The organism is Pseudomonas sp. HMWF021 (assembly GCF_003061005.1).
In the GTDB taxonomy this organism is placed as follows: Bacteria; Pseudomonadota; Gammaproteobacteria; order Pseudomonadales; family Pseudomonadaceae; genus Aquipseudomonas.
The window spans coordinates 1-24,095 of sequence record NZ_QAIK01000119.1 but is presented as its reverse complement, the minus strand read 5'-3'; the positions used below and the strand labels follow the sequence as shown (position 1 = coordinate 24,095).

The following is a 24,095-nucleotide window of genomic DNA, read 5'->3' as shown; positions in this document are numbered from 1 at the left end:
TTTCCGGCGCCCGTGGCATGCCGTGCGGATTTGCATATAGAGCCGTCGATGAAAACGGCCAGTCAGCTCCCGCCGAGTGCGGGTTTGCTGTTGATCCTGCGTCCTTGCAGGGTCTGCGCCGGTGCGACGACCGGCGAAGTCTTGGTGTCCTGTATCACATTTTCGGCATGCCGCCGCCGGGCAACATACCGCCCATGCCGCGCATCATTTTCGCCATACCGCCCTTGGCGGAGAATTTCTTCATCATCTTCTGCATCTGCTTGTGCTGCTTGATCAAGCGGCCGATGTCCTGCACCTGGGTGCCGGAACCCATGGCGATCCGGCGCTTGCGCGAACCGCTGATCAGCTCAGGGTCGCGGCGCTCGGCCGGGGTCATGGAGTTGATGATGGCTTCCATCTGCTTGAATTGCTTCTCTGCCGCGTTCTGGGCATTGCCCATTTGCGACAGGTTGACGCCGCCGATGCTCGGCAGTTTGTCCATGAGGCCGCCGAGGCCGCCCATGTTCTTCATCTGTTGCAGCTGATCGCGGAAGTCTTCGAGGTCGAAGCCCTTGCCCTTCTTCAGCTTCTTGGCCAGTTTGTCGGCCTTGTCCTTGTCGAGGGTCGCTTCGGCCTGTTCGATCAGGCTGAGCACGTCGCCCATGCCGAGGATTCGCGAAGCGATACGCTCAGGGTGGAACGGATCGAGCGCTTCGCTCTTCTCGCCCATACCGATGAACTTGATCGGCTTGCCAGTGATGGCACGCACCGACAGTGCGGAACCGCCACGGGCGTCGCCGTCGACCTTGGTCAGGATCACACCGGTCAGCGGCAGCGCATCACCGAAGGCCTTGGCCGTGTTGGCGGCGTCCTGACCGGTCATGGCGTCAACCACGAACAGGGTTTCGACCGGGTTGATCGCGGCGTGCAGCGCCTTGATCTCGCCCATCATCTCTTCGTCGATGTGCAGACGACCGGCGGTGTCGACGATGACCACGTCGATGAATTTGAGTTTTGCTTCTTTAATAGCCGCGTTGGCGATGTCGACCGGCTTCTGGCTCAGGTCGGACGGGAAGAACGTCACGCCGATGTCGTTGGCCAGGGTTTCCAGCTGTTTGATCGCAGCCGGACGGTAGATGTCCGCCGACACGACCATCACCGACTTCTTCTTGCGCTCTTTAAGGAAGCGCGCGAGTTTGCCGGCGGTGGTGGTTTTACCGGCACCCTGCAGACCGGCCATCAGAATGACGGCAGGCGGCACGGCGCTCAGGTTCAAGTCTTCGTTGGCCGCGCCCATCAGGCTTTCGAGTTCGGCCTGGACAATCTTCACGAATGCCTGGCCCGGCGTCAGGCTGCGCGACACCTCGGTGCCGACAGCGCGCTCCTTGACCGAATTGACGAAGTCCTTGACCACCGGCAGGGCGACGTCGGCTTCGAGCAACGCCATGCGCACTTCGCGCAGGGTGTCTTTGATATTGTCTTCAGTCAGCTTGGCCTTGCCGGTGACATGGCGCAGCGTCTGCGAGAGACGGTCGGTTAAGTTTTCAAACATTGCGCGATCCTTTCAGGCCCTGTGTAGACCGGGATAATGGCGGCCCAGACCGGATTCAACATGTGCTCGGCGAGCCTGCGGCGTGGGCAGGTCGCGGATTATAGCGAAGACTGCGTCGGGCGGACACCTCGCACTTTCGTGGTGTGACGGTTCTATGCCAAACTCAGCGCCTTTCGGGCTTGCCTAACAGGATTTATGCTCCCCTTGTCACCCAGTTTGCTGACTACCATCGCCGCCGCGCTTCTTTATGCCGCTGCGACCCTTTATCAGGGCACCCGCCTGGCCTCCGGCGCCAAGGCGAACAAGCGCCTGCTGGTTACGCTCGGCATCCTCGCCGTGCTCGCCCACAGCGCCAGCCTGCTCACTCACCTGCTGACCCCGATCGGCCTGGGCCTGGACTTCTTCAGCGCCGCCAGCCTGATTGCCGCGGCCGTCATCGCCCTGACGCTGCTGGCCTGCTCGCGCATTCCGGTGGAGAACCTGCTGGTGCTGTTGTTCCCGCTTGGCGCGGCCACGGTGCTGCTGGCGCAGTTTGCACCCACCGGCACGGTGCAGATCATCGACGAGGAACCGGGCATCCTCGCGCACATCCTGCTGTCGATCCTGGCCTACGGCATGTTCACCATCGCGGTGTTCCAGGCCCTGTTGCTGCTGGTGCAGGATCACCAGCTCAAGCACAAGCACCCTTCGGGTCTGATCAGGAACTTCCCGCCGCTGCAAACCATGGAAAGCCTGCTGTTCGGTTTCCTCTGGGCCGGCTGGACGCTGCTGTCGCTGTCGCTGATTTCCGGCTGGCTGTTCGTTGAAAACCTGTTCGCCCAGCATCTGGTGCACAAGACCCTGCTGGCGTGCCTGGCCTGGGTGGTGTTCAGCGTGCTGTTGTGGGGCCGCAATCGCCTCGGCTGGCGCGGCCACAAGGCGATTCGCTGGACCCTCGCCGGTTTCTGCCTGCTGATGTTGGCGTATTTCGGCAGCAAACTGGTTCGTGAATACATCCTGCACATCTGACGGGCGGCATAAATGGACGGTTTGCCCATAGGGCCGATGCTCGCGGTATTTGTCCTGCTGATTTTATGGTCGGGGTTGTTTACCGCCGTCGAAATCGCGCAGCAGCACCTGCTGGCGCAACGCACCGCCTCGCGCGCCAGCGATAAACCGCTGGCGAAGCTGAGCTTCCCGCTCGACAGCCTGATTTTGTGCAACACCCTGTGCCGCGCCCTCGCGGTAGTGATCGCCACGCTGCTGGCGATCTTTCTTTGCGAAGAAAACGGCCCGTGGGCCGCCTGCCTCGGCGCTGGCGCCGTGTTGCTGGTATTTGCCGATTACTTTCCGCGCACGGTGGCCCAGCGTTATCCCGATGCCGTGCTGTCGTTTGGCAATACCTTGCTGGCCGTCCCCCTGAAGATCCTTTATCCGCTGGCCTGGCTGCTCAGTCGCATCAGCGGTCTGTTGCTGCGCCCCTTCGCCCGCAAGCCGCAAGTGGTGCAGCAGAGTGAAGACGAGGAACCTGCCGAGCGCAACGACGACCCGGAGCATCCGTCTCGCACCCACCCGGTCTCGGGAATTCACGCGCTGGACAACATCACGGTCAATGACATTCTGGTGCCGCGCAGCGATGTGGACGGCATCAACCTCGACGACTCGATCGAGGAGATCATCGAACAACTGCGCCACAACAAGCGCACGCGCCTGCCGGTGTTTCACAGCGACATCAACCAGGTCGAAGCGGTGCTCAACACCCGACAGATCCGCCATCTGCTCAACGACGGCCAACTGACCCGCGAAGCGCTGCTGGCGGCCAGCTACGAACCGTACTTCGTGCCGGAAAGCACGCCGCTGCAACTGCAACTGCTGAACTTCCACAAGCAGCAGCGCCGGTTGGGCATGGTGGTGGACGAGTACGGCGAGGTGCTGGGCATCGTCACCCTGGAAGACATTCTCGAAGAGATCGTCGGCGAATTCGAAAGCGAGCACAGCCTCGACAACCCGCACATCCATCCGCAGGCCGACGGGCGCATGGTGATCGACGGTACTGCGTCGATTCGTGAGTTGAACAAATGCCTGGGCTGGCACTTGCCGAGCGACGGGCCGAAAACCCTCAACGGCCTGGTGACCGAGGCGCTGGAGAGCATTCCGGAAAGCGCGGTATGCCTGAAGATCGGGCGTTACCGGCTGGAAATTCTCGAAACCGAGGAGAATCGGGTGAGCAAGGTGTTGATCTGGCATACGAGCTCGGTGCCTGCTTTGGTGCCGGCCAGATAGAAGATCAAAAGATCGCAGCCTGCGGCAGCTCCTACATTTTGGAATGCGTTCACCTGTAGGAGCTGCCGCAGGCTGCGATCTTTGCTCTTGTTCATTCGTTAGCCCCCTTCCTATAATCCAGACGCTTACCCAAGCGCCACCGAACCCTGTGCTTACCCCGCACTCCAGTGGTTTCGGCCATTTTCCGCACGACCCCGACGACTGTTCCTACTCGAAACAGCGCTCGCGCCTCATCCCACATCCCTGGGTGCTCGACCATAATAATTCGCTCCAACGGAGCCATGACTGTCAGGGATCACCGCATGACGACCAGTACCGCTTACAGCGCCACCGCGCCTGCCCAGCCGACCAACTCCGCCACCCGCGTGGCGACGGCGAGTTTCATCGGCACTGCCATCGAGTTTTACGACTTCTATGTCTACGCCACCGCCGCCGCACTGGTGATCGGGCCGGTGTTCTTTCCGCAGACCTCTGGCACGGCGCAGATGCTCTCGGCATTTCTCACCTTCGGCATCGCCTTCCTCGCCCGACCGCTGGGGTCGGCATTGTTCGGCCACTTCGGTGACCGCATCGGGCGCAAATCGACGCTGGTGGCCTCGCTGTTGCTGATGGGCGTGTGCACCACGCTGATCGGCGTGCTGCCGGGTTATGACAGCATTGGCGCCTGGGCACCGATTCTGCTGTGCGTGCTGCGTTTCGGTCAGGGGTTGGGGCTGGGCGGCGAATGGGGTGGCGCGGCGCTGCTGGCGACGGAAAACGCGCCCAAGGGCAAGCGGGCGTGGTTCGGCATGTTCCCGCAACTGGGGCCTTCGATCGGCTTTCTCGCGGCCAACGGGCTGTTCCTGACCCTGGCCATGACCCTCAATGACGAGCAATTCCGCAGCTGGGGCTGGCGGATCCCGTTTCTGCTCAGCGCGGCGCTGGTGATGGTCGGCCTGTATGTGCGCCTCAAGCTCCATGAAACGCCGGTGTTCGCCAACGCCATTGCCCGTCAGGAGCGGGTGAAAGTGCCGTTGGTCGAGCTGTTCAGCCAATACTGGGCGCCAACCCTGCTCGGCGCGGCGGCGATGGTGGTGTGCTATGCGCTGTTCTACATCTCGACGGTGTTTTCCCTGAGCTACGGCGTGTCCACCCTCGGCTACAGCCGTGAGACGTTCCTTGGCTTGCTGTGTTTTGCCGTGCTGTTCATGGCCGCTGCAACGCCGTTGTCCGCCTGGGCGAGCGACCGTTACGGGCGCAAACCGGTGCTGATCGTCGGTGGCGTGCTGGCGATTCTGTCCGGGTTCCTGATGGAGCCGCTGCTGACACAGGGTTCGACCTGGGGCGTGGCGCTGTTTCTGTGCATCGAGCTGTTCTTGATGGGCGTGACGTTTGCCCCGATGGGCGCGCTGCTGCCGGAACTGTTTCCAACGCATGTGCGCTATACCGGCGCCTCGGCAGCCTACAACCTCGGTGGCATTGTCGGCGCCTCGGCGGCTCCGTTCTTCGCGCAGAAACTGGTGGCGATGGGTGGTTTGAGTTATGTCGGCGGGTATGTGTCGGCGGCAGCGGTGCTTAGCCTGATTGCTGTGTTGTGCCTGAAGGAAACGCGCAATAACGATCTGAATCAGGTTGCCTGATAGATCGCTATCGCGGGCAAGCCCGCTCCCACAGGGTTCTCTGTTGATCACAAATTTTGTGCACAACCAAAAAATCTGTGGGAGCGGGCTTGCCCGCGATGGACGCGACTCGGTTTAGAGTTCTACGACAACAGCCTGAGCCGCCCGGGTCGCCTTGGCACGCGCAGCCTCGATCGACTCGTCCCGCGCCAACGCCACGCCCATCCGGCGCTGACCATTGACTTCAGGTTTACCGAACAGACGCAGTGCCGTATCCGGCTCGCTCAGCGCAGCGCCCAGATTGGCGAACGCGGTCTGGGTCGACTGCCCTTCCACCAGAATCACCGCCGAAGCCGACGGGCCGAACTGACGGATCAGCGGCACCGGCAGGCCGAGAATGGCGCGGGCGTGCAGGGCGAACTGCGACAGGTCCTGGGAAATCAGGGTCACCAGACCGGTGTCATGCGGGCGCGGTGAAACTTCGCTGAACCACACCTGATCGCCCTTGATGAACAGCTCGACGCCGAACAGACCACGACCACCCAGCGCTTCGGTCACGGCTTTGGCCACGCGCTCGGATTCGGCCAGGGCAATCGGGCTCATGGCCTGCGGCTGCCAGGATTCCTGATAGTCGCCCTTCTCCTGACGGTGACCAACCGGTGCGCAGAACGTGGTGCCGCCAATGTGGCGCACGGTCAGCAGGGTGATTTCGTAGTCGAAATCGATGAAGCCCTCGATGATCACCCGACCTTTGCCGGCGCGACCGCCCTCTTGCGCGTAATCCCAGGCTTTCTGCACGTCATCGGCGCTGCGCAGCAGGCTCTGGCCTTTGCCCGACGAACTCATGACCGGTTTGACCACGCACGGGAAGCCCAGGTCCTGAACGGCTTTGCTGTAATCCTCGAAGGTGTCGGCAAAGTGGTACGGCGAGGTTGGCAGGTCCAGCTCTTCAGCGGCCAGACGACGGATGCCTTCGCGGTTCATGGTCAGTTGCGCGGCGCGGGCGGTCGGGATCACGGTGAAGCCTTCGGCTTCCAGCTCGACCAGCGTGGCGGTGGCGATGGCTTCGATTTCCGGCACGATGAAATGCGGTTTCTCGGCTTCGATGACCGCACGCAGCGCGGCGCCGTCGAGCATGTTGATCACGTGGCTGCGGTGCGCAACCTGCATGGCCGGCGCGTTGGCGTAACGGTCGACGGCAATCACTTCAACGCCCAGGCGTTGCAGCTCGATCACCACTTCCTTGCCCAACTCACCACAGCCACACAGCAATACGCGGGTCGCGGTTGGCGACAATGGAGTTCCGATACGGGTCATCTCAGGTCCTCAAAGAAGCGGATCATCGAGGAAAGCAACGCCAGACGCGCTTTCCATGGGGAGAAAGCGCGGCATTTTACATGAACCCGAGGGTTTGGCTTCAGCTGGCGACAGCCTGTTTGCGCTCGCGCCAGGCCATGATCAGCCAAACGGCAGTGACGCCGGCGAACTTGGAGACCAGCGCGGTGATGATCACCGGTGGCGTCATCAGGTCGATCATGCCGAAAAAGATAAAAGTATCGAGGGGAATGCTCAGTGCCGAACTGATCCACAGGCGGTCGCGCAACGGCCGTTTGGTGACGCTGAACACCAGCCAGTCGATGATTTCCGACACCGCGAACGCCGTGGCGCTGGCCAGGGCGATGGACGGATCGGAAGTGACGTAAGACAGCACCAGCGCCGCCAGCATCGCCACCAGTGCACCGTGGCCGAAGCGGGTTTGCACCATGTCGCGCAACACGAACACCAACCCGCCCCAGGCCGACCAGATGATGTCCAGGTGCGGTGCAGTGGAGAAAGCGAAGTTGATCAGCACGACGCTGCTGATGTAGGCGATGAGGAAAATCATGGTGGCGACCTGGGAAATTGGCGCACAGGTTACTTCAGGCAACGCAGAAGCAAAAGATCGCAGCCTGCGGCAGTTCCTACATGGGAATGCGATCTTCCTGTAGGAGCTGCCGAAGGCTGCGATCTTTTGATCTTCGCTACTTGTTTGGGGTCGCCGGGATCATCCACACCAACCCGCTGGCCTTCGCCCGCTCATGACACAACCCCAGCACCACCCGCCGCTCGTCATTGGTCATGCGACCCCAGCGCGTGATCTCCGCGACCGTGCGCTGGCAACCGGTACAAATATCGTCCTCATCCAGTGCACAGATATTCACGCACGGTGAGGCAACGGGTCTCTCGGGCGTGCTCATTCTTCCTGCTCAACCAGATCACGGGCGTAACGCTGCGAGTTATGCACATAGTGCGCGGCGCTGGCTTCGAGCATCTTCTTCTGCGGTTCGGTCAGCTCACGCACGACCTTGCCCGGCGACCCCATCACCAGCGAGCCGTCAGGGATTTCCTTGCCTTCGCCGATCAGCGAATTGGCGCCGATGATGCAGTTCTTGCCGATTTTCGCGCCGTTGAGGATCACCGCGTTGATGCCGATCAGGCTGTAGTCGCCGACCGTGCAGCCGTGGAGCATGGCGTTGTGGCCGATGGTCACACCGGTGCCGATGGTCAACGGGTAGCCCATGTCGGTATGCATTACCGTGCCGTCCTGGACGTTGCTGTTCTTGCCGATCAGGATCAGTTCGTTGTCGCCGCGCAGCACGGCGTTGAACCAGACGTTGGCGCCCTCTTCGAGTCTGACCTTGCCCACCAGCACGGCATTGGGCGCAACCCAGCTGTGTGGGTGGGTTTCGACGCGGGCGTCGCCCAGGCGGTATTTCATCTTGTTTTCCTCAGGGCTCACGATGACAGGCCATTCGAACGATGGCTTCAGGTATTGATATAGCTTTTGGGCGGATGGTGCAGGCTGATCTGCTCGTCATAGAGCAGGTTGATCAGCTCGACAATCATGATAGCGGTCAACCCCCAGATCTTGAACTCACCGTAGCGATAACTCGGCACGTACCAACTGCGGCCTTGGTAGTCGATGCGGTGCGTATGTTCGCGCGGATCCTTGCGGAAGAACTCCAGCGGCACGTTGAATACCGCTGCGATCTCGGCATCGTTGGCCTGGTACTCGACAAAGTCCGGGATCACCCCGACATATGGCGTGACCTTGATGCCATGCAGGGAGATCAGCGGGCTGAGCGGCCCGATGACCTCGACCAGCCCCGGTGGCAGGCCGATTTCTTCCTCGGCTTCGCGCAGGGCGGTGAAAATCAGGTCGGGGTCTTCCGGATCGCGGCGTCCGCCGGGGAAAGCCACTTCGCCGCCATGGGTCGAGAGGCCGCTGGCGCGCAGGGTCAGCACCAGCTCGGGTTCGTCACTGCGGGTAATCGGCACCAGAACAGCGGCCTCGGGGAAACGTTTGTCGGTCTCCAGCGTGCGCGGTGTGTGGTTGCTTACCCTATGCAGTAGCTCGTCCAGCATGAGTGTTCTCGATCTGTGCCTTACCCTGCATCATGCACCAATCATTGCAGCCGCCCAACCCCCTCGCCGGGCCATGTCGCGAAACGACAACTTGCCGACCGACACCGCTGCACGCCAAGATAGGCGCAGCATTCAGGAATCCCAGCATGAAATTTTGCAGCCAGTGCGGCAACCCGGTGACCCAGCGCATTCCCGAAGGCGACTCGCGGCTGCGATTTGTCTGCGACAGCTGTCAGACCATTCACTATCAAAACCCCAATATCGTCGCCGGTTGTGTCGCGACCTGGGGCAGCAAAGTGTTGCTCTGCCGCCGTGCCATCGAGCCACGCCTCGGTTACTGGACGCTGCCTGCCGGTTTCATGGAAAACGGCGAAACCATCGAGCAGGCCGCGATCCGCGAAACCGCCGAGGAAGCCTGCGCCCGAGTGCGCAACCTGAACATCTATACGCTGATCGATGTGCCGCACATCAGTCAGGTGCATGTGTTCTTTCGCGCAGAACTGGCGGATCTGGACTTTGCTGCCGGCCCCGAAAGTCTTGAAGTGCAGCTATTCGACGAAGCCGACATTCCGTGGGACGAGCTGGCTTTCCGCACTGTGGGGCGTACCTTAGAATGCTTCTTCGCGGATCGACGGGTCGAGGCGTATCCGGTTCGTTCGGAATCGATTCCGCCGTTGGTCCAGCCTGCCATCAGCTGACTCAAAAAATTCAAAGATCAAAAGATCGCAGCCTGCGGCAGCTCCTACACTTAACAATGCGTCACTCTTGGGGAATCGTTTCAATGCGCTGGTTGCTTGCCCTGTTTTGCCTGTCGTTTGTCACCGTGTCCCAAGCGTCATTCGTGACTACCGTGACGCCGTCGAATACTCCGATGATCGAAAAAATCCTGGTGCTCAAATCGGCGCATCAATTGCAGCTGATTGCCGACGGCAAACCGATCAAGACCTATCGCATCTCGCTGGGCAAGGGTGCGAAAAAAGGGCCGAAACTGATTGAAGGCGACAAACGCACGCCGGAAGGTTTCTACTGGATCGACTGGCGCAAGGTCAGTGAAAAATTCAACCTGGCGATGCACATCTCCTACCCGAACATCAGTGATTCGGCCCGCGCCCGCCGCGAAGGCGTCGAGCCTGGCGGGATGATCATGATCCACGGCACACCGGATTCGGAAGAAACCCCGGAAGACCTGTTCCACACCCTGGACTGGACCGACGGCTGCATCGCCATGCGCAACATGGACATGCGTGAAGTCTGGGGGCTGGTGCCTGACGGGACGATGATCGAGATCCGTCCTTAACCAGCGACCGCTGGTCACCTGAAAAAAATAAATCAAAAGATCGCAGCCTGCGGCAGCTCCTACAGGGTTGATACCACTTCCCACTGTAGGAGCTGCCGCAGGCTGCGATCTTTTGTTTTTTACAGCCCACCACTAATACCACTTCAATACATCACACTTGAAACCCGCCATTTCATTGGGCCATAGGCCAATTCCCCACGTTGACATGGTATTCAAGTGGTATTAATTTCCGCCCCACAAGCGAGCCACAACAATCCTATTCTCGCGCCGGAAATGACCTGAATGAACGACCTCCAGGCCCTACGCCCAGACGACTCCCAGCCAACGCCGCTGTACCTGCAGCTGGCGCGCAATCTGGAATCGGCGATCCACTCCGGGCAGTGGAAGGCCGAACAGGCGATGCCGTCCGAACGCAACCTCAGCGAGCAACTCGGCATCTCCCGGGTTACCGCGCGAAAGGCGCTGGAAGTCCTGCTCGATCAAGGCTTGATCCGCCGCCTGCAAGGTTCCGGCACCTTCATCACACCCCGTCTGGAACAACCGTTGTCACGCCTCTCGGGCTTCAGCGAGATGCTCCGCCTCAAGGGTTTCGTGCCCAGCTCGAAGTGGCTGGAGCGCGAAGTCACCCTGCCGACTCACGAAGAACTGATCCGCCTGAGCCTGTCGCCGAACGACAAGGTGGCGCGCATGAAACGCCTGCGCAAGGCCGACGACACCGTGATGGCCATCGAGATGAGCACCCTGCCCGCCTCGATCATGCCCAAGCCGCACCTGGTCGGCGATTCGCTCTACGAATACCTCGACGGCATCGGCAAACCCATCGTCCGCGCCCTGCAGCACATTCAGGCGATCAACGCCTCGGACGAGTTCGCCGCTCTGGTCGGCATCGCCCCCGGCACCGCCATGCTGCTGATGACCCGGGTCGGCTATCTGGAAGACAACACGCCGATCGAAGTCACCGACACCTATTGCCGCAACGACTACTACGACTTTGTTGCAGAGCTTCGCCGCTGATCAGCAGCCAGGCCAAACGAGAGAAGCGAAATGTCCGAAGACAACATCCTCACCGCCAGCGGCTGGGTTCGCGGCCGGCTGATCCACGAACACGGCAAAGTCGTGTCGATCGAAGGCGTGCCCTGTGATCCGGCCGACAATGACCTGCCGTATCTGCTGCCGGGTTTCATCGACCTGCACGTTCACGGCGGTGGCGGCAAAGACATCATGGAAGGCGCCAGCGCCTTCGAAACCATCACCAAAACCCACGTGCGCTTCGGCACCACTTCGCTGCTGGCCACCACCATGACCGCGCCGAGTGCGGAGATTTCCAGCGTGCTGAAAGAGGTCGGCGAGTTCTGCGAACAGCGTCCGCACGGCGCCGCCCGCGTCCTCGGTGTGCATCTGGAAGGCCCGTACATCAACCCCGGCAAACTCGGCGCGCAACCGAATTTCGCCCACACCGCGTTGATGGCCGAAGTCGAGGAATACCTGGCGCTGGCGCCAATCCGGGTGATCACCATCGCACCGGAAATCGCCGGCCACGACGGCTTGATTCGTGACCTGAGCCGCCGGGGTATCCGCATGCAGATCGGCCACACCCTCGGCAGTTACGAGGAAGGCGTTGCCGCCCTGGATGCCGGCGCCACCAGTTTCACCCATTTGTACAACGCCATGAGCCCGCTGCATCACCGCGAACCGGGGATCGTCGGCGCCGCGCTGGCCCATGCCAAATTCGCCGAACTGATTCCAGACTTGCTGCACGTGCACCCCGGCGCGATCCGCGTGGCCCTGCGCTCGATCCCGTGCCTGTATTGCGTCACCGATTCGACCGCCGCCGCCGGCATGCCCGACGGTGAATACAAGCTCGGCAGCCACACCGTGACCAAATGCCTGGGCGGTGTACGCCTGCCCGACGGCACGCTGGCCGGCAGCACCCTGACCATGGATCAGGCCCTGCGCAATCTGGTGAAGATCGGTTTGCCCATCGCCGAGGCCTCGCAGCGTCTTTCGCAATTCCCCGCCGATTACCTCGGCATCACCGAACGCGGGCGCCTCGCACCGGGCGCCTGGGCCGACTGCGTGCGGCTGGATCGCTCACTCACACTGACCGCCGTCATGGTCGAAGGAGAAGACATTGACTTCAAAAATGCTTGAAGAGGCGCTGTCCTCGTTCGAGGCCGTGCAAGCCCAATTGCAACAGCTCGACCCGGCAATGATCGAAATCGCCGGACGTTTGCGCCGTCAGCCGCCGCAAGTCGCGATGACCGTCGCGCGCGGCAGCTCCGACCATGCAGCGAGCTACTTCGCCTACCTGACCATGCAGCAACTGGGCGTGCCGGTGGCGTCGTTGCCGATGTCAGTGGTGACCATGCAGCAGGCGCCGCTGAAGGTCAGCGGTCAGGTGGCGTTCGCGTTTTCGCAATCGGGGCAGAGCCCGGATCTGGTCAACAGCCTGCGTCTGCTGCGCAAGCGTGGCGCCCTCAGTGTGTCAATGGTCAACGCCAGCGACTCCCCCCTTGAAGCGGCGTGCGAATTCAGCCTGCCGCTGCTGGCCGGCACCGAAAGCAGCGTCGCCGCGACCAAGAGTTTCATCGCCACCCTCAGCGCCAGCGCGCGATTGATCGCGCACTGGAAAGAAGACAGCGAACTGCTGGAAGCGCACAACGCCCTGCCCGAAGGCCTGCGCGAAGCAGCGCAACAGGACTGGAGCGCGGCCATCGACGCCTTGCGTGATTGCGAACGCCTGATGGTCATCGGCCGTGGCGCCGGTTTCGCCATCGCTCAGGAAGCCGCGCTGAAATTCAAGGAAACCTCGGCGATTCAGGCCGAAGCCTTCAGCAGTGCCGAAGTCCGCCATGGCCCGATGGCATTGATCGACGAGCATTACCCGCTGCTGGTATTCGCCCCGCGCGGTGCCGAACAGGCGGGTCTGATCAGCCTCGCGACCGAGATGCGGCAACGCGGCGCCCGCGTGCTGCTGGCCGCGCCGGACGACGTCCTCGAACGCGACCTGACCCTGAGCCGCGCCGAACACCCGGCCCTCGATCCGATTCTGGCGATCCAGAGTTTCTACGTGATGGCCGCAGGTTTAGCCGTTGCCCGTGGCATGGACCCGGATCAGCCGCGCCACCTGAGCAAAGTGACACGTACGCACTGACCACAGCTGAACGATGCACAACCCTGTCGACGGACGCGAAACCGTTGATTGATGCAAACCCCCGTCGACGGACGCGAAACCGTTGATTGATACACAACCCCGTCGACGGACGCGAAAACCGTTGATTGATGCAAACCTCTGTAGGAGCTGCCGCAGGCTGCGATCTTTTGATTTTGACGTTGAAAAAAACAGGATCAAAAGATCGCAGCCTGCGGCAGCCCGTACAGGGGACAGCGAAATTACTGATGAGACCGAGCCATGCACAACAACAATAAAGAGCTGACCCTCAGCGCCCCGCTCAGCGGCCCGGTGCTCACGCTCGCCAAAGTACCGGACGCGGTGTTCGCCAGCGGCGCCATGGGCGACGGCATTGCCATCGACCCGCTGAACGACACTCTGTACTCGCCCTGCGCCGGGGAGATCATCCATGTCGCCCGCACCGGCCACGCACTGACCGTGCGCGCCGACAACGGCGCGGAAATCCTCCTGCATCTGGGTCTGGACACCGTTGAACTGAACGGGGAAGGCTTCTCGATGCTGGTCAAGCAAGGCACCCGGGTCGACAAGGGCCAGCCTTTGTTGCGCTACGACCTGGACAAGGTCGGCCAGCAATGCAAAAGCCTGGTCAGCCTGTTGATCCTGACCAACAGCCAGGATTTCCAGGTGCGCCCGATTACCCTGAAAGCGGTGAAAGTCGGCGAGCCATTGTTACACATCGTCGCGCGCAACAGCTCTGCGGCGACTGCCGAAGCGGTTGGCGGCCCAGAGGTTCAGGGTCACGTATTGGTCGCCCATCGCGGCGGCTTGCATGCGCGCCCTGCCGCACTGATCCGCCAGACCGCACAAGGTTTCAAGAGCCAGTCGCAGCTGCATTTCGCTGGCAAATCGGCGCCGTGCAACAGCCTGATCGGGCTGATGGGCCTGGCCATCGGCGAGCAGGATGAAGTGCAGGTCAGCTGTCATGGCCCGGATGCCGACGCCGCGCTTCAGGCGTTGCTCAATGCGTTGGCGACCGCCCTTCCCGATGATCATCACGCTGCTGCTCCGGTCCGCGCCGCACCGCAAAAACGCCCGGCCGAAGCTGGCGTGCTGCAGGGTGTGTGCGCGGCACCGGGACTGGTCGGCGGGCCGCTGTTTCGTCTGAACGCGATCAGCCTGCCGGCAGATGCGGGCAATCATGATCCGCTGGCGCAACAGCAGGTGCTTGAGTCGGCGCTGAAGCAGGTTCGCGGCGAAATCAACGCCACCCTCGCCCAAGCGAAAAAGCACAGGAACAGCGACGAAGAAGCAATCTTCGCTGCGCATCTGGCCCTGCTCGAAGACCCGGCTCTGCTTGACGCTGCGCAACAATCCATCGAGCAAGGCACAGCGGCGACTCACGCCTGGAGCCAGTCGATCGATGTGCAGTGCGAAGTGCTGCAACACACCGGCAGCGCGCTGTTGGCCGAGCGCGCCAACGATCTGCGCGACCTCAAGCAACGGGTGCTGCGCGCCTTGCTCGGCGAGGCCTGGCATTACGACGTGCCGGCCGGCGCCATCGTCGCGGCCCATGAACTGACGCCGTCAGATCTGCTGCAACTCAGCGCCCAGGGTGTCGCCGGGTTGTGCATGGCCGAAGGCGGCGCGACCTCGCATGTGGCGATTCTGGCGCGGGGCAAAGGCCTGCCGTGCCTGGTGGCGTTGGGCGCCGCTCTGCTCGATCAGCCGCAAGGGCAATCGGTGGTGCTGGATGCTGATGGCGGCCGCCTCGAACTGACGCCGAACAGCGAACGCCTGGCCGAAGTGCAGCAGGCGCAAATCGACCGTCAGCAACGCCGCGATGCGCAACAGGCCAAGGCCCATCTGCCCGCCGAAACCCGCAATGGCGTGGCCATCGAAGTGGTCGCCAATGTCGCTTCCAGCCATGAAGCGGCAGATGCCTTTGCCAACGGAGCCGATGGCGTTGGCCTGCTGCGCACCGAATTTCTGTTCGTCGACCGGCAAACCGCGCCGGACATCGAAGAACAGCGCGCCGCCTATCAAGCCGTGCTCGATGCCATGGGCGAGCACTCGGTGATCATCCGCACCATCGACGTCGGCGGCGACAAACAACTCGACTACCTGCCGCTGCCCGCCGAAGCCAACCCGGTGCTGGGCCTGCGCGGCATTCGTCTGGCCCAGGCGCGCCCGGAAATCCTCGATCAGCAACTGCGCGCGCTGCTGCAAGTCAGCCCGCTGCGCCGTTGCCGGATCCTGCTGCCGATGGTCACTGAAGTCGACGAACTGCTGCACATTCGCCAACGGGTCGATGCGCTATGCCTGGAGTTGGGCGTCAGCCAGCGCCCGGAAATCGGCGTGATGATCGAAGTCCCCGCCGCCGCGCTGCAAGCCGAACAACTGGCCGAGCACGCCGACTTCCTGTCGATCGGCACCAACGACCTGTCGCAATACACCCTGGCCATGGACCGCGATCACGCCGGTCTCGCCGCCCGGGTCGATGCCCTGCACCCGGCGCTGCTGCGATTGATCGCCATGACCTGCGCAGGTGCGGCGGTGCACAAGCGCTGGGTCGGCGTGTGCGGTGCCCTCGCTTCCGATCCGCTGGCGACCCCAGTGTTGATCGGCCTCGGCGTGACCGAGTTGTCGGTCAGCCCGGTACAGATCGGTGAAATCAAGGATCGCGTGCGCCAGTTGCACGAGGCCGAATGCCAACGCCTCAGCCTCGACCTGTTGAAACTCAACAGCGCCGCTGCGGTACGTCACGCCTGCCACCAGCATTGGCCTCTGCACTAACAACAAGCTCTGTATAAAGAGCAGGGAGAACCACCATGTATCAACTTTTCATCGAAGGCCTGCAACGCCTCGGCCGTGCGCTGATGCTGCCGATCGCGATCCTGCCGATTGCCGGCCTGCTGCTGCGTCTGGGTGACACCGACCTGTTGAACATCGCGATCATTCACGATGCCGGCCAAGTCATTTTCGCCAACCTGGCGATGATCTTCGCCATCGGCATCGCCGTCGGGTTCGCCAAGGACAACAACGGCACCGCAGGCCTGGCCGGGGTGATCGGCTACCTGGTGATGATCTCCACGCTCAAGGTGCTCGACCCGAGCATCAACATGGGCATGCTCGCCGGGATCGTCAGCGGCCTGATGGCCGGTGCACTGTATAACCGCTTCAAGGACATCAAGCTGCCGGAGTACCTGGCGTTCTTTGGCGGCCGGCGTTTCGTGCCGATCGTCACCGGTTTCGCCGCCGTCGCGCTGGGCGTGGTGTTCGGCTATATCTGGCCGCCGATCCAGCACGGCATCAACAGCTTCGGCGCCTTGATGATGGAAAGCGGCAGCATCGGTGCGTTCGTGTTCGGCGTGTTCAACCGCCTGCTGATCGTTACCGGCCTGCACCACATCCTCAACAACATGGCGTGGTTCGTGTTCGGCAACTTCACCGACCCGACCACCGGGGCGCTGGTCACCGGCGACCTGTCGCGCTACTTCGCCGGCGATCCGAAGGGCGGCCAGTTCATGACCGGCATGTTCCCGATGATGATCTTCGGCCTGCCTGCTGCGTGCCTGGCGATGTACCGCAATGCGTTGCCGGAGCGGCGCAAGGTGATGGGCGGGATTTTCCTGTCGATGGCGCTGACGTCGTTTTTGACCGGGGTGACTGAACCGATTGAATTCGCCTTCATGTTTTTGGCGCCGTTGTTGTATCTGCTGCATGCGCTGCTGACCGGCCTGTCGATGGCGATCACCAATGCGCTGAACATTCATCTGGGTTTCACCTTCTCCGGCGGCTTCATCGACATGGTGCTGGGTTGGGGGCGTTCGACCAATGGCTGGCTGGTGATTCCGGTCGGGCTGGCGTATGCCGTGGTGTATTACGCGGTGTTTGATTTCTGCATTCGCCGCTTCAATCTGAAGACGCCGGGGCGTGAGGATGTGGCTACGGCTGACAAGGCTGTGCTCACCGAGAACGAGCGCGCTGCGGCTTACATCAAGGCACTCGGTGGCGCGGAAAATCTGCTGACGGTCGGTGCGTGTACCACGCGTCTGCGTCTGGAGATGGTTGATCGCAGCCTGGCGTCGGATGCGGATCTGAAAGCGCTGGGCGCGATGGCCGTGGTACGCCCGGGCAAGGGTGGCAGTTTGCAGGTTGTCGTAGGGCCGATGGCCGACAGCATTGCTGATGAGATTCGCCTGGCGATGCCGGCGTTGGGCCGAACGCTGGTGGCTGCGCCCGCTGCGGCGGTCGAGGACACAAAAGCCGTCCTCGTCACGCCACCGGAAGCTCAGCAATGGCTGACCGCACTGGGCGGTAGCGACAATGTGCTGCAACTGGACTGCATTGCCCTGACACGCATTCGTCTGCAACTGGCCGACGGCAAAGCCATCTCGGAACATCAGTTGAAAGAGCTGGGTTGCCAGGGTGTGAGCCCGTTGGAAGGAGGCATCTGGCATTTGCTGGTAGGCGACAAGGCAGCGAGTTTGAGCGGGGCGATCGAGGCGCTGGCCAATCGCAAAGAGGTCGGCGCCAGGGTTTGAATTTTCGGCGCCTGCACGGGCCTCCTCGACTTGCTCGCGAAAACATTCGGTCAGTGACATCAATGTTGGCTGACACCCCCGCTTTCGCGAGCAAGTCCGCAGGTCCCCCCTGCAACGGTGTATTTCTCACCTTCGGGCGTGCGCAATAACTATGCACCACCATCGCTCTTGTCTCTGTCCCCATGCTGAAGGCTCATACCCACCGCATGGAGACACTGCCTATGAGCAACCCCACTGCAATTGACTCACCCGATGAGTTCAAAAACCACCTCAACCAGATCGGCCATCATCTGTTCAAGGCCGATAAACCGCTGGTGCCTGAACAAAAACCGTCAGCGCATCAGGTGGAACTGGATCGCCTGAACGGTCTGCTGAAAAATTACCGCCACGCCTATCTGACGCAAAGTCGCGCGCTCTATCAGGCCCTGGAAAACAGCGACCTGCACAGCGATACCGGCAAAACCCTGATCGCAACGCTCAAGGTTTCGCTCGATTCACAGCTGAGGGACATGGATGATCGCGGACTGATCGATAAAAAGTCCGCCCGCTCCTTCATGATCAACGACGCCGGCCTGCTCGCCATTACCCATGAAGCGCAGCAGGCTGTCAGCGACCGCCTGCTCCACCCGCAAAACGGTGCATTGCTGGACAACATCGGCCTGGGGCCGGAACTGCGCCCAGGCCTGTATGCCTTGCAGTTCACCTATCAGGAGCAGGATGTCGAACTGGCCGGGGCGTTTGTCGTCACCGAAAAAAACAGCCCGGTGGTCAGCGATCTGCAAGCGGGGCAAAGCGTCGGATCGGTTCTGCTGTTCACGCCATCCCGGGGCATCGAGTCGTTTGATTCTCTGGCTGCGCTCGATGCCCATCTACGCCAGGGCATGGGTCACGCCCCTACACGCGATGAATTTCTGCAAATGCTGCCGACGCGTTATCAGGGCGTCGGCACGACGGGAATCTGGCCATTGAACCTGATGCCCATTGCCGACAAGCCACTGTTCGAGCACACCTGCGATGCACTGATCAACAAGCGCAGCATGGATATCGGGCGAGTCCTGAATTTCGACGACAACCCGCACAAAGACAGCGCAAAACTGCTCCAGGCCCTGGACCTCGCCATAGCGGCGGCCCTGCCCGACCTCAGCCCGCGCCTCGAGCTGCGCGCACAAACCCTGCTGGAACGTGTTCTGCGCCTGAGCGCCCCAAACTGGTACACAAGCGCCACCCAGCCCCAACAGGACGAGCTGGCCCGACAGTTGAACAGCTACAACAAAGCGCAACAAGACGTGCTGACGCTCATGGGACCGGCGCTCAGCCCACAAACGCTAGCCCGCCAGCAGTGGCTCGATCGGCTTGATGACGATCTGGAGATCGATGACCTTGAACCGCAAAACGTGCTGCTTACAACCCGCCTCACCATCAGCGGCCTCGGCAGTTTTGAACAGGAACGAAACCTGATCGATCTGGCCTTGCAGGGCCTGCATACCGGAGATGAATCACCGGGCTCGTCATTTCTGCAAAATACCACCCTCAGTTCTCAGGGCAAGCCACTGGCCGACACCCACCCGGAAGTGACACTTGCATGGCTGGTAGAACAGGCGCTGACCTTACAGCCGCGTATTGAATTTGCTCAAGTACAAAAGCAGATGAACGGGCAACCCGCCGTCAAACGAGCCATCGAGCACATGTTCGACCAGCGAATACTTTTGCTGGCCTGCACAGCGAAGCTGCAAGGTCATTTGCTGGACAGCGATCTGCAACTGATCAAAAAACTGCAAGCGGACGAGCCTGCCAGCCGCGCGACTCTCAAAGCCGCTACCCTGTCGCTGCACGGTGCACAATTCAAGGACCTGTGGGTACTGCGCCAGACCGACGGGGCCGGTGGCATCGAACGCCTCCTGCTCTGCCTCCCGGATGCGCCGGGCGATCGAAAGTTTCAGGCCTTCAACAGCGATGCCGACTGCCAGGCCTACGTTCTTGCCGCAGCGCACCACAACAATGGCGCCGGCATGCGCGACTATCTTTTCAACCGTCTGCCCCTGCGTTTTCACCAGAGCATGCAGCAAATGCTCTCTGGACTGAGCTTCAAACCCGCAGATCGCGAGCACGAAAAAGTCACCTTCGAGAACCTCGGCACCTACAGCAATTGTCTGCAAAAAATGGCCGAGCATCTGCTGGCCACACAAGTCGACAACTACGACTACAGCACGCCGCTGTGGTATCGCTCGGCCAGCGCCGCCGATCGCAGGCGGCTTTCAACCCTGAGCGAAGAAGCCGAAGGCCTGTTGCAGACGTACCAAGTCCACCGATTGTCGGAAAAGCGTCTGCCGACCTTCGACGCCTTCCTGCATGAACAAGCGCGAAAAAGCCTCAACAGGCTGCTCGGGCGTCCCGCCAACGACGTCGATCCCGACACGGTGTGGGCCTTCCCGCCACGCCATATCGTCGGTTCATGGACCGCACCGCCCATCAACTACACACAGCTGTACCGTGACGGTTATGAAGACGGCATCGGACTCATCCACGAAAAATTCTCGACCTCGGCACGCTTCGAAGGCCCTCCGGGTGTCGATGTGAGTGTACTGACCGCGCAAAACGTCGCACGCTCGGTCACCGGCGTGTGGATCGGTGAACGCTACACCGAGATGGTCAGAAGCGAGTTGCAAAGCGCGACCAGCCCCGGCTACACCTACCGACGTGACATGACGCTGGCCATCACCCGGCGCCAGATGCAGAACGCAGCCCTGGAATGCCAGTTGCGCGGGCACATCACAAGCATTGACCGGCAGTGGCTGGATCAATGCCTGGAAAATCTGGGCGACACTTCCGGGTCAACCCGTAATACCTACAGAATCCATCGCCTGATGATCGACGGCGAATGGGTCATCGACACCTGGCTGTTCAGCCATAAACACAATCCGGTTCTGCTCTACACCCCCGATGCCCCGGACGGCGTCAGTTTTCGCGAAGCAAGACTGTTCAACCATCTGCTGAAAAAACAGGACGGCATGATCGGTTATTTCACCGACCGTGTAGCGGTTCAGTCACGCACCCGCATACGCAGATTCCTGGAAGACGCACGCGCGCAGTTGCCCGCCAGCATAGACAGCACCACGTTCAGCATCCCGCGGTATGACGCGACTCGCTCGGTGCCAGTGGTCACTGACATGCGCTATGCGCTGTACAACATGAAACTGCAACGCAAGATCGACGACGTCCACGCCACCACCATCAGCCAGGCGCAGATGATCAGCAATCTGCTCTGGAGCTGCGTCGAATGGGCGGTTGCCATTGCCACCATCCCGTTTCCGGTGTGGAGCCTGGCGGGCGGCATGTTACTGGCTTTCAAGGATGCCATGCTCGCTCTGCATGCCTACCGTCAGGGCGATAACGCAGCGGCGCTCGAACATCTGGCCGGTTACCTGTTCAACAGTGCTGGCGCACTGATTACCGACCTTCGACCGGCGCTGCGCTCACTCAAACTGTTGCCACCCCTGCCGCGCAAAGCCATTGCCGAGCCCGCGAAAAAAAGCGCCGTGGCACTGATCGAACAGCTGGAACCGCGAGTTTCGGCACCCGTGGACATGCAGGCGGTAAGTTTCCAGGGACAGCTTTACTGGACGACGAACAGCCCGGATGCGCTGGGTCGTTACTTGCTGTATCGCCGCGAGCCGAACACCGGAAAACTGCTGTCCACCGGCCGTCTGGTCAACCGGGATGCCAGGCGTGGATGGATTCGCAGCGGGATGACTGGCGGTGGCCCGAAGTATGAACCGGTATCGCCAACGCCCGGCCCGATGAAAGACTATGGTTACCCCGCCGAGTATCGCGACAGGCTTGAAGCCGCAATGAATCCGGACTTCCGAAGAGTTATCGTGGAGCGAGACTTTCTGTTGGGGGGCGACACGGCCCTCATCAATACAATCGTGGACCTCGCACCAGTGCGCCGAACCCATCTCGAGCTGGCCGGACGCCTGACCGAGGACGCGACAACATTCTTCGACGAGCTGTCGCATTCGGCTGTTCGGCCCGTGCTCCCAGCCATTGAACCCAACCTGTCATTTGCAAAATTGCTGGGCAGTGATGCACTCGCCGACAGCAGGCCACTGGTCATCGGTGCGCGCCCGTCATCCATTGCCAGCAAACAGGTGCTGATCGAAAACATGCAGGCGCTGGTCGAAAAGGGTTTCAAACGCCTCTATATCGAATACCTGCCCGGAGATGTCTTTCACCTCAAACTGGCGAAATTCAACCGTGGCGAATCATGGCGCCATATCAAAAAACACCTGAAGGAAATTGATCGGGCCTTCGGTTACGGGAAAAAAAGCGAATTCTCTTATGTGAACCTGGTGCAGACCGCTCGGGACAAGGGCATGAAAGTCTGCGCGCTGGATGCCTCCACCAGCTATCTGCTGGACGATGTGCTGCTCATGGCGGACGTCCCGCCAACCCTGCCACGGGCCGACAAGGCAAGAAACTTTTACTCCCACAAAGTCATCAGTGCCGATATCGACGATGCGCCAGACGAACGCTGGATCGCGCTCGCTGCGCCCTCGCGCATGGTTACAGTCGACAACACCCCGGGACTGGCCGACCTGCACAATGCCATCGCCCTGCGTGTCGACGACGTGCCATTGGGACAATCCGCCACGCTGCGCCTTGATACACCCGGCACCATTGCCGGCGCGCCATTGGCCAAGGGCGACTACTATCTGGCGCTACCGACGGCGTACGAGGCACCTCGCGTTACCGTCCACCCTGCCCCCGTGGCAGGCCCCAGCGTGCAGCACTTCAACGAGTTCGACATTGAGCCCTCGCTGCATGAAGAGATCATTCGCCAGGCCAGAGACCCTCAAGGCCTGCACAGTACCTACGCCCCGGGAAATCCTGCAGGGGAACCGGCCTATAAAGCTTTCCTGGAAACTCGCGGACGCCTCGACAGTGAGGCCAAATCCTTTTTTGCCGATTACACACCGCCGGCCCGCACGTCCCTGCCGACTCTACCCGCGAATGCCACAACAAACGACCTCCTGCAGACCACGGCCGATAGCCGACTGTCGGGCGTGGTGTTCGGCGAAAGCCACAATATGCAATCGGCCAAGGCTGAACTGATCAATCAAATCGCAGCCTTCAAGAATGCAGGGATCAAGACCCTGTACGTTGAACACCTGCTGACCGATTTGCACCAGGCACAACTGGATACCTTCCTGCGAACGCAGCAGATGCCTGACCGGCTCGGGGATTACCTTCGTACGCAGGACGTGCGTCAGATGCCCAACTACGAAGGCGCGAATACCTACACTGCCGTCATTCAAACGGCAGCCAAATATGGCATGCGTGTCAGGGCGCTCGATTGCGCCGCCAGTTATTACCTCAGAGGTCTGGATGACGAAGTATCGCGATTCAGGATGTTCAGCTACCACGCCAGCAAGGTCATCCAGAACGACCAATTGGCCGAAGGCCCACACAAATGGATCGCTTTCGTGGGCAACACCCACACCAACTACAACCATGGCGTGCCAGGCCTGGCGGAGATGCTCGGAGCGGTCAGCCTGCACATGCGAGATGTCGCCCCGGGCCTGGGCAGGGGCATTTATCCAGGGAGCTGGGAGCCTATAAGCGAAGGACTGAAAACCAAGACCGTCGCGCTACGCGGTGACTTCAGGCTTGACGTCGAAATGCCGAACACCCCAAGACCAGCAGCCGTCGTACCCATTGATCGAGCCAGGCTGACCGGGAATGGCCAGTTCCTCATCGAACACACTGACAATGCGCTGCCCAGCCTGGTGCATCGCTCCCGCAGCGGGGACATTGTCAGGACACCGATCCAGGTGGATGACACTGGCCTGCTTTTCATAGATCGCTGGGAGAAAAAAGATCAACGCTTCACCCATATGGAAAAGCTTGTCCAGATGCTGGTGAGAGACGTCGGACTGATTCCCGTGAAGTAAATCTGATCATTGCGTTAACAACGCTCCACAAAAAAACCGCCGCCCTGTCGGGCCGGCGGTTTTTTACTGCGTATCGCCTGCGCAATCAGGACTGCGGATCAACCCGGTCAAGCGCCCGGTTCACCGCCAGTTCGGCGAGCATGATGATTTGCTGGATCGCCAAAGCGGTACTGCGTTGCAGGCTGCCGAGTTCACCGGCGAAGTTACTGGCCATGGCACTGGCGCAGGCCAACGATTCGTAAGCGTGGGCGAGCAGCGACTCGGTGTCGACGCCGGGGTTGACCAAAAACATCGTGCTCGGCTGGCGTGGTTTCAGTGGTTCGGGGCTGAGGTAAAAATCGAGGGCGCGTTTGATCGCTTCGCGGTTTTTCACG

Annotated in this window: 18 protein-coding genes; 11 read left to right on the top strand and 7 right to left on the bottom strand. The window is 61.1% G+C overall.

Going from position 1 to position 24,095, the window contains the following annotated elements; translation table 11 throughout:
* Window positions 1-154 precede the first annotated feature (154 nt).
* Window positions 155-1,531 (bottom strand): signal recognition particle protein, encoded by a 1,377-nt coding sequence (ffh, locus tag DBR18_RS15945; RefSeq protein ID WP_108591033.1) that lies wholly within the window; start codon window positions 1,529-1,531, stop codon window positions 155-157.
* A gap of 195 nt (window positions 1,532-1,726) precedes the next feature.
* Here ffh and DBR18_RS15940 point away from each other — a divergent pair, with 195 nt between their 5' ends.
* The 3 genes from DBR18_RS15940 (at window position 1,727) to DBR18_RS15930 (ending at window position 5,412) form a co-directional block, all read left to right on the top strand.
* On the top strand, window positions 1,727-2,539 hold the full coding sequence (locus DBR18_RS15940) for an inner membrane protein YpjD (protein ID WP_108591032.1): 813 nt from the start codon (window positions 1,727-1,729) through the stop codon (window positions 2,537-2,539).
* A gap of 12 nt (window positions 2,540-2,551) precedes the next feature.
* Complete coding sequence (locus DBR18_RS15935; protein WP_108591031.1) at window positions 2,552-3,793, top strand: HlyC/CorC family transporter; 1,242 nt, start codon at window positions 2,552-2,554, stop codon at window positions 3,791-3,793.
* A gap of 302 nt (window positions 3,794-4,095) precedes the next feature.
* Window positions 4,096-5,412 (top strand): MFS transporter, encoded by a 1,317-nt coding sequence (locus tag DBR18_RS15930; RefSeq protein WP_108591030.1) that lies wholly within the window; start codon window positions 4,096-4,098, stop codon window positions 5,410-5,412.
* 114 nt (window positions 5,413-5,526) lie between these two features.
* Here DBR18_RS15930 and purT read toward each other — a convergent pair whose 3' ends face one another.
* The 5 genes from purT to DBR18_RS15905 all read right to left on the bottom strand — a co-directional run bounded on the left by purT (window position 5,527) and on the right by DBR18_RS15905 (window position 8,796).
* Window positions 5,527-6,708: a formate-dependent phosphoribosylglycinamide formyltransferase gene (purT, locus tag DBR18_RS15925; protein ID WP_003221968.1), complete on the bottom strand. Its 1,182-nt coding sequence runs from the start codon at window positions 6,706-6,708 to the stop codon at window positions 5,527-5,529.
* Between the two features lie 100 nt (window positions 6,709-6,808).
* Entirely contained in the window at window positions 6,809-7,276 is a 468-nt protein-coding gene (locus DBR18_RS15920; RefSeq protein ID WP_007967799.1) for a VUT family protein, read from the bottom strand.
* A 136-nt stretch (window positions 7,277-7,412) separates the two neighbouring features.
* On the bottom strand, window positions 7,413-7,628 hold the full coding sequence (locus tag DBR18_RS15915; protein ID WP_108591029.1) for a DUF1289 domain-containing protein: 216 nt from the start codon (window positions 7,626-7,628) through the stop codon (window positions 7,413-7,415).
* Entirely contained in the window at window positions 7,625-8,149 is a 525-nt protein-coding gene (locus tag DBR18_RS15910) for a gamma carbonic anhydrase family protein (protein ID WP_108591028.1), read from the bottom strand. Before DBR18_RS15910 ends, DBR18_RS15915 begins: the two co-directional genes overlap by 4 nt.
* Before the next feature lie 47 nt (window positions 8,150-8,196).
* Entirely contained in the window at window positions 8,197-8,796 is a 600-nt protein-coding gene (locus DBR18_RS15905; protein ID WP_007967803.1) for a CoA pyrophosphatase, read from the bottom strand.
* Between the two features lie 146 nt (window positions 8,797-8,942).
* On the opposite strand from DBR18_RS15905, the gene DBR18_RS15900 reads away from it, so the two are divergent.
* The 8 genes from DBR18_RS15900 to DBR18_RS15865 all read left to right on the top strand — a co-directional run bounded on the left by DBR18_RS15900 (window position 8,943) and on the right by DBR18_RS15865 (window position 23,721).
* Complete coding sequence (locus DBR18_RS15900) at window positions 8,943-9,494, top strand: NUDIX hydrolase (protein WP_108591027.1); 552 nt, start codon at window positions 8,943-8,945, stop codon at window positions 9,492-9,494.
* Window positions 9,495-9,577: 83 nt separating this feature from the next.
* Window positions 9,578-10,093 (top strand): murein L,D-transpeptidase family protein, encoded by a 516-nt coding sequence (locus DBR18_RS15895; protein WP_027610965.1) that lies wholly within the window; start codon window positions 9,578-9,580, stop codon window positions 10,091-10,093.
* A gap of 282 nt (window positions 10,094-10,375) precedes the next feature.
* Window positions 10,376-11,107 (top strand): GntR family transcriptional regulator, encoded by a 732-nt coding sequence (locus DBR18_RS15890; protein ID WP_007967809.1) that lies wholly within the window; start codon window positions 10,376-10,378, stop codon window positions 11,105-11,107.
* A gap of 30 nt (window positions 11,108-11,137) precedes the next feature.
* Complete coding sequence (nagA, locus tag DBR18_RS15885) at window positions 11,138-12,244, top strand: N-acetylglucosamine-6-phosphate deacetylase (protein ID WP_108591026.1); 1,107 nt, start codon at window positions 11,138-11,140, stop codon at window positions 12,242-12,244.
* Window positions 12,237-13,247: an SIS domain-containing protein gene (locus DBR18_RS15880; RefSeq protein WP_108591025.1), complete on the top strand. Its 1,011-nt coding sequence runs from the start codon at window positions 12,237-12,239 to the stop codon at window positions 13,245-13,247. Before nagA ends, DBR18_RS15880 begins: the two co-directional genes overlap by 8 nt.
* A gap of 258 nt (window positions 13,248-13,505) precedes the next feature.
* Window positions 13,506-16,019 (top strand): phosphoenolpyruvate--protein phosphotransferase, encoded by a 2,514-nt coding sequence (gene ptsP / locus DBR18_RS15875; RefSeq protein ID WP_108591024.1) that lies wholly within the window; start codon window positions 13,506-13,508, stop codon window positions 16,017-16,019.
* Window positions 16,020-16,054: 35 nt separating this feature from the next.
* Window positions 16,055-17,770, top strand: a complete 1,716-nt coding sequence (nagE, locus tag DBR18_RS15870) for an N-acetylglucosamine-specific PTS transporter subunit IIBC (RefSeq protein ID WP_108591023.1) — start codon at window positions 16,055-16,057, stop codon at window positions 17,768-17,770.
* A 344-nt stretch (window positions 17,771-18,114) separates the two neighbouring features.
* Entirely contained in the window at window positions 18,115-23,721 is a 5,607-nt protein-coding gene (locus DBR18_RS15865) for a membrane-targeted effector domain-containing toxin (protein WP_256588732.1), read from the top strand.
* Between the two features lie 85 nt (window positions 23,722-23,806).
* Here DBR18_RS15865 and DBR18_RS15860 read toward each other — a convergent pair.
* Window positions 23,807-24,095: DUF6124 family protein (locus DBR18_RS15860; protein WP_108591021.1), on the bottom strand; the 289-nt coding region annotated here is incomplete at its 5' end.

What these genes read in the sequence shown, in the direction of transcription:
- ffh (WP_108591033.1), bottom strand. Translation starts at nt 1,531, where the DNA reads ATGTTTGAAAACTTAACCGACCGTCTCTCGCAGACGCTGCGCCATGTC.
- DBR18_RS15940 (WP_108591032.1), top strand. Translation starts at nt 1,727, where the DNA reads ATGCTCCCCTTGTCACCCAGTTTGCTGACTACCATCGCCGCCGCGCTT.
- DBR18_RS15935 (WP_108591031.1), top strand. Translation starts at nt 2,552, where the DNA reads ATGGACGGTTTGCCCATAGGGCCGATGCTCGCGGTATTTGTCCTGCTG.
- DBR18_RS15930 (WP_108591030.1), top strand. Translation starts at nt 4,096, where the DNA reads ATGACGACCAGTACCGCTTACAGCGCCACCGCGCCTGCCCAGCCGACC.
- purT (WP_003221968.1), bottom strand. Translation starts at nt 6,708, where the DNA reads ATGACCCGTATCGGAACTCCATTGTCGCCAACCGCGACCCGCGTATTG.
- DBR18_RS15920 (WP_007967799.1), bottom strand. Translation starts at nt 7,276, where the DNA reads ATGATTTTCCTCATCGCCTACATCAGCAGCGTCGTGCTGATCAACTTC.
- DBR18_RS15915 (WP_108591029.1), bottom strand. Translation starts at nt 7,628, where the DNA reads ATGAGCACGCCCGAGAGACCCGTTGCCTCACCGTGCGTGAATATCTGT.
- DBR18_RS15910 (WP_108591028.1), bottom strand. Translation starts at nt 8,149, where the DNA reads ATGAAATACCGCCTGGGCGACGCCCGCGTCGAAACCCACCCACACAGC.
- DBR18_RS15905 (WP_007967803.1), bottom strand. Translation starts at nt 8,796, where the DNA reads ATGCTGGACGAGCTACTGCATAGGGTAAGCAACCACACACCGCGCACG.
- DBR18_RS15900 (WP_108591027.1), top strand. Translation starts at nt 8,943, where the DNA reads ATGAAATTTTGCAGCCAGTGCGGCAACCCGGTGACCCAGCGCATTCCC.
- DBR18_RS15895 (WP_027610965.1), top strand. Translation starts at nt 9,578, where the DNA reads ATGCGCTGGTTGCTTGCCCTGTTTTGCCTGTCGTTTGTCACCGTGTCC.
- DBR18_RS15890 (WP_007967809.1), top strand. Translation starts at nt 10,376, where the DNA reads ATGAACGACCTCCAGGCCCTACGCCCAGACGACTCCCAGCCAACGCCG.
- nagA (WP_108591026.1), top strand. Translation starts at nt 11,138, where the DNA reads ATGTCCGAAGACAACATCCTCACCGCCAGCGGCTGGGTTCGCGGCCGG.
- DBR18_RS15880 (WP_108591025.1), top strand. Translation starts at nt 12,237, where the DNA reads ATGCTTGAAGAGGCGCTGTCCTCGTTCGAGGCCGTGCAAGCCCAATTG.
- ptsP (WP_108591024.1), top strand. Translation starts at nt 13,506, where the DNA reads ATGCACAACAACAATAAAGAGCTGACCCTCAGCGCCCCGCTCAGCGGC.
- nagE (WP_108591023.1), top strand. Translation starts at nt 16,055, where the DNA reads ATGTATCAACTTTTCATCGAAGGCCTGCAACGCCTCGGCCGTGCGCTG.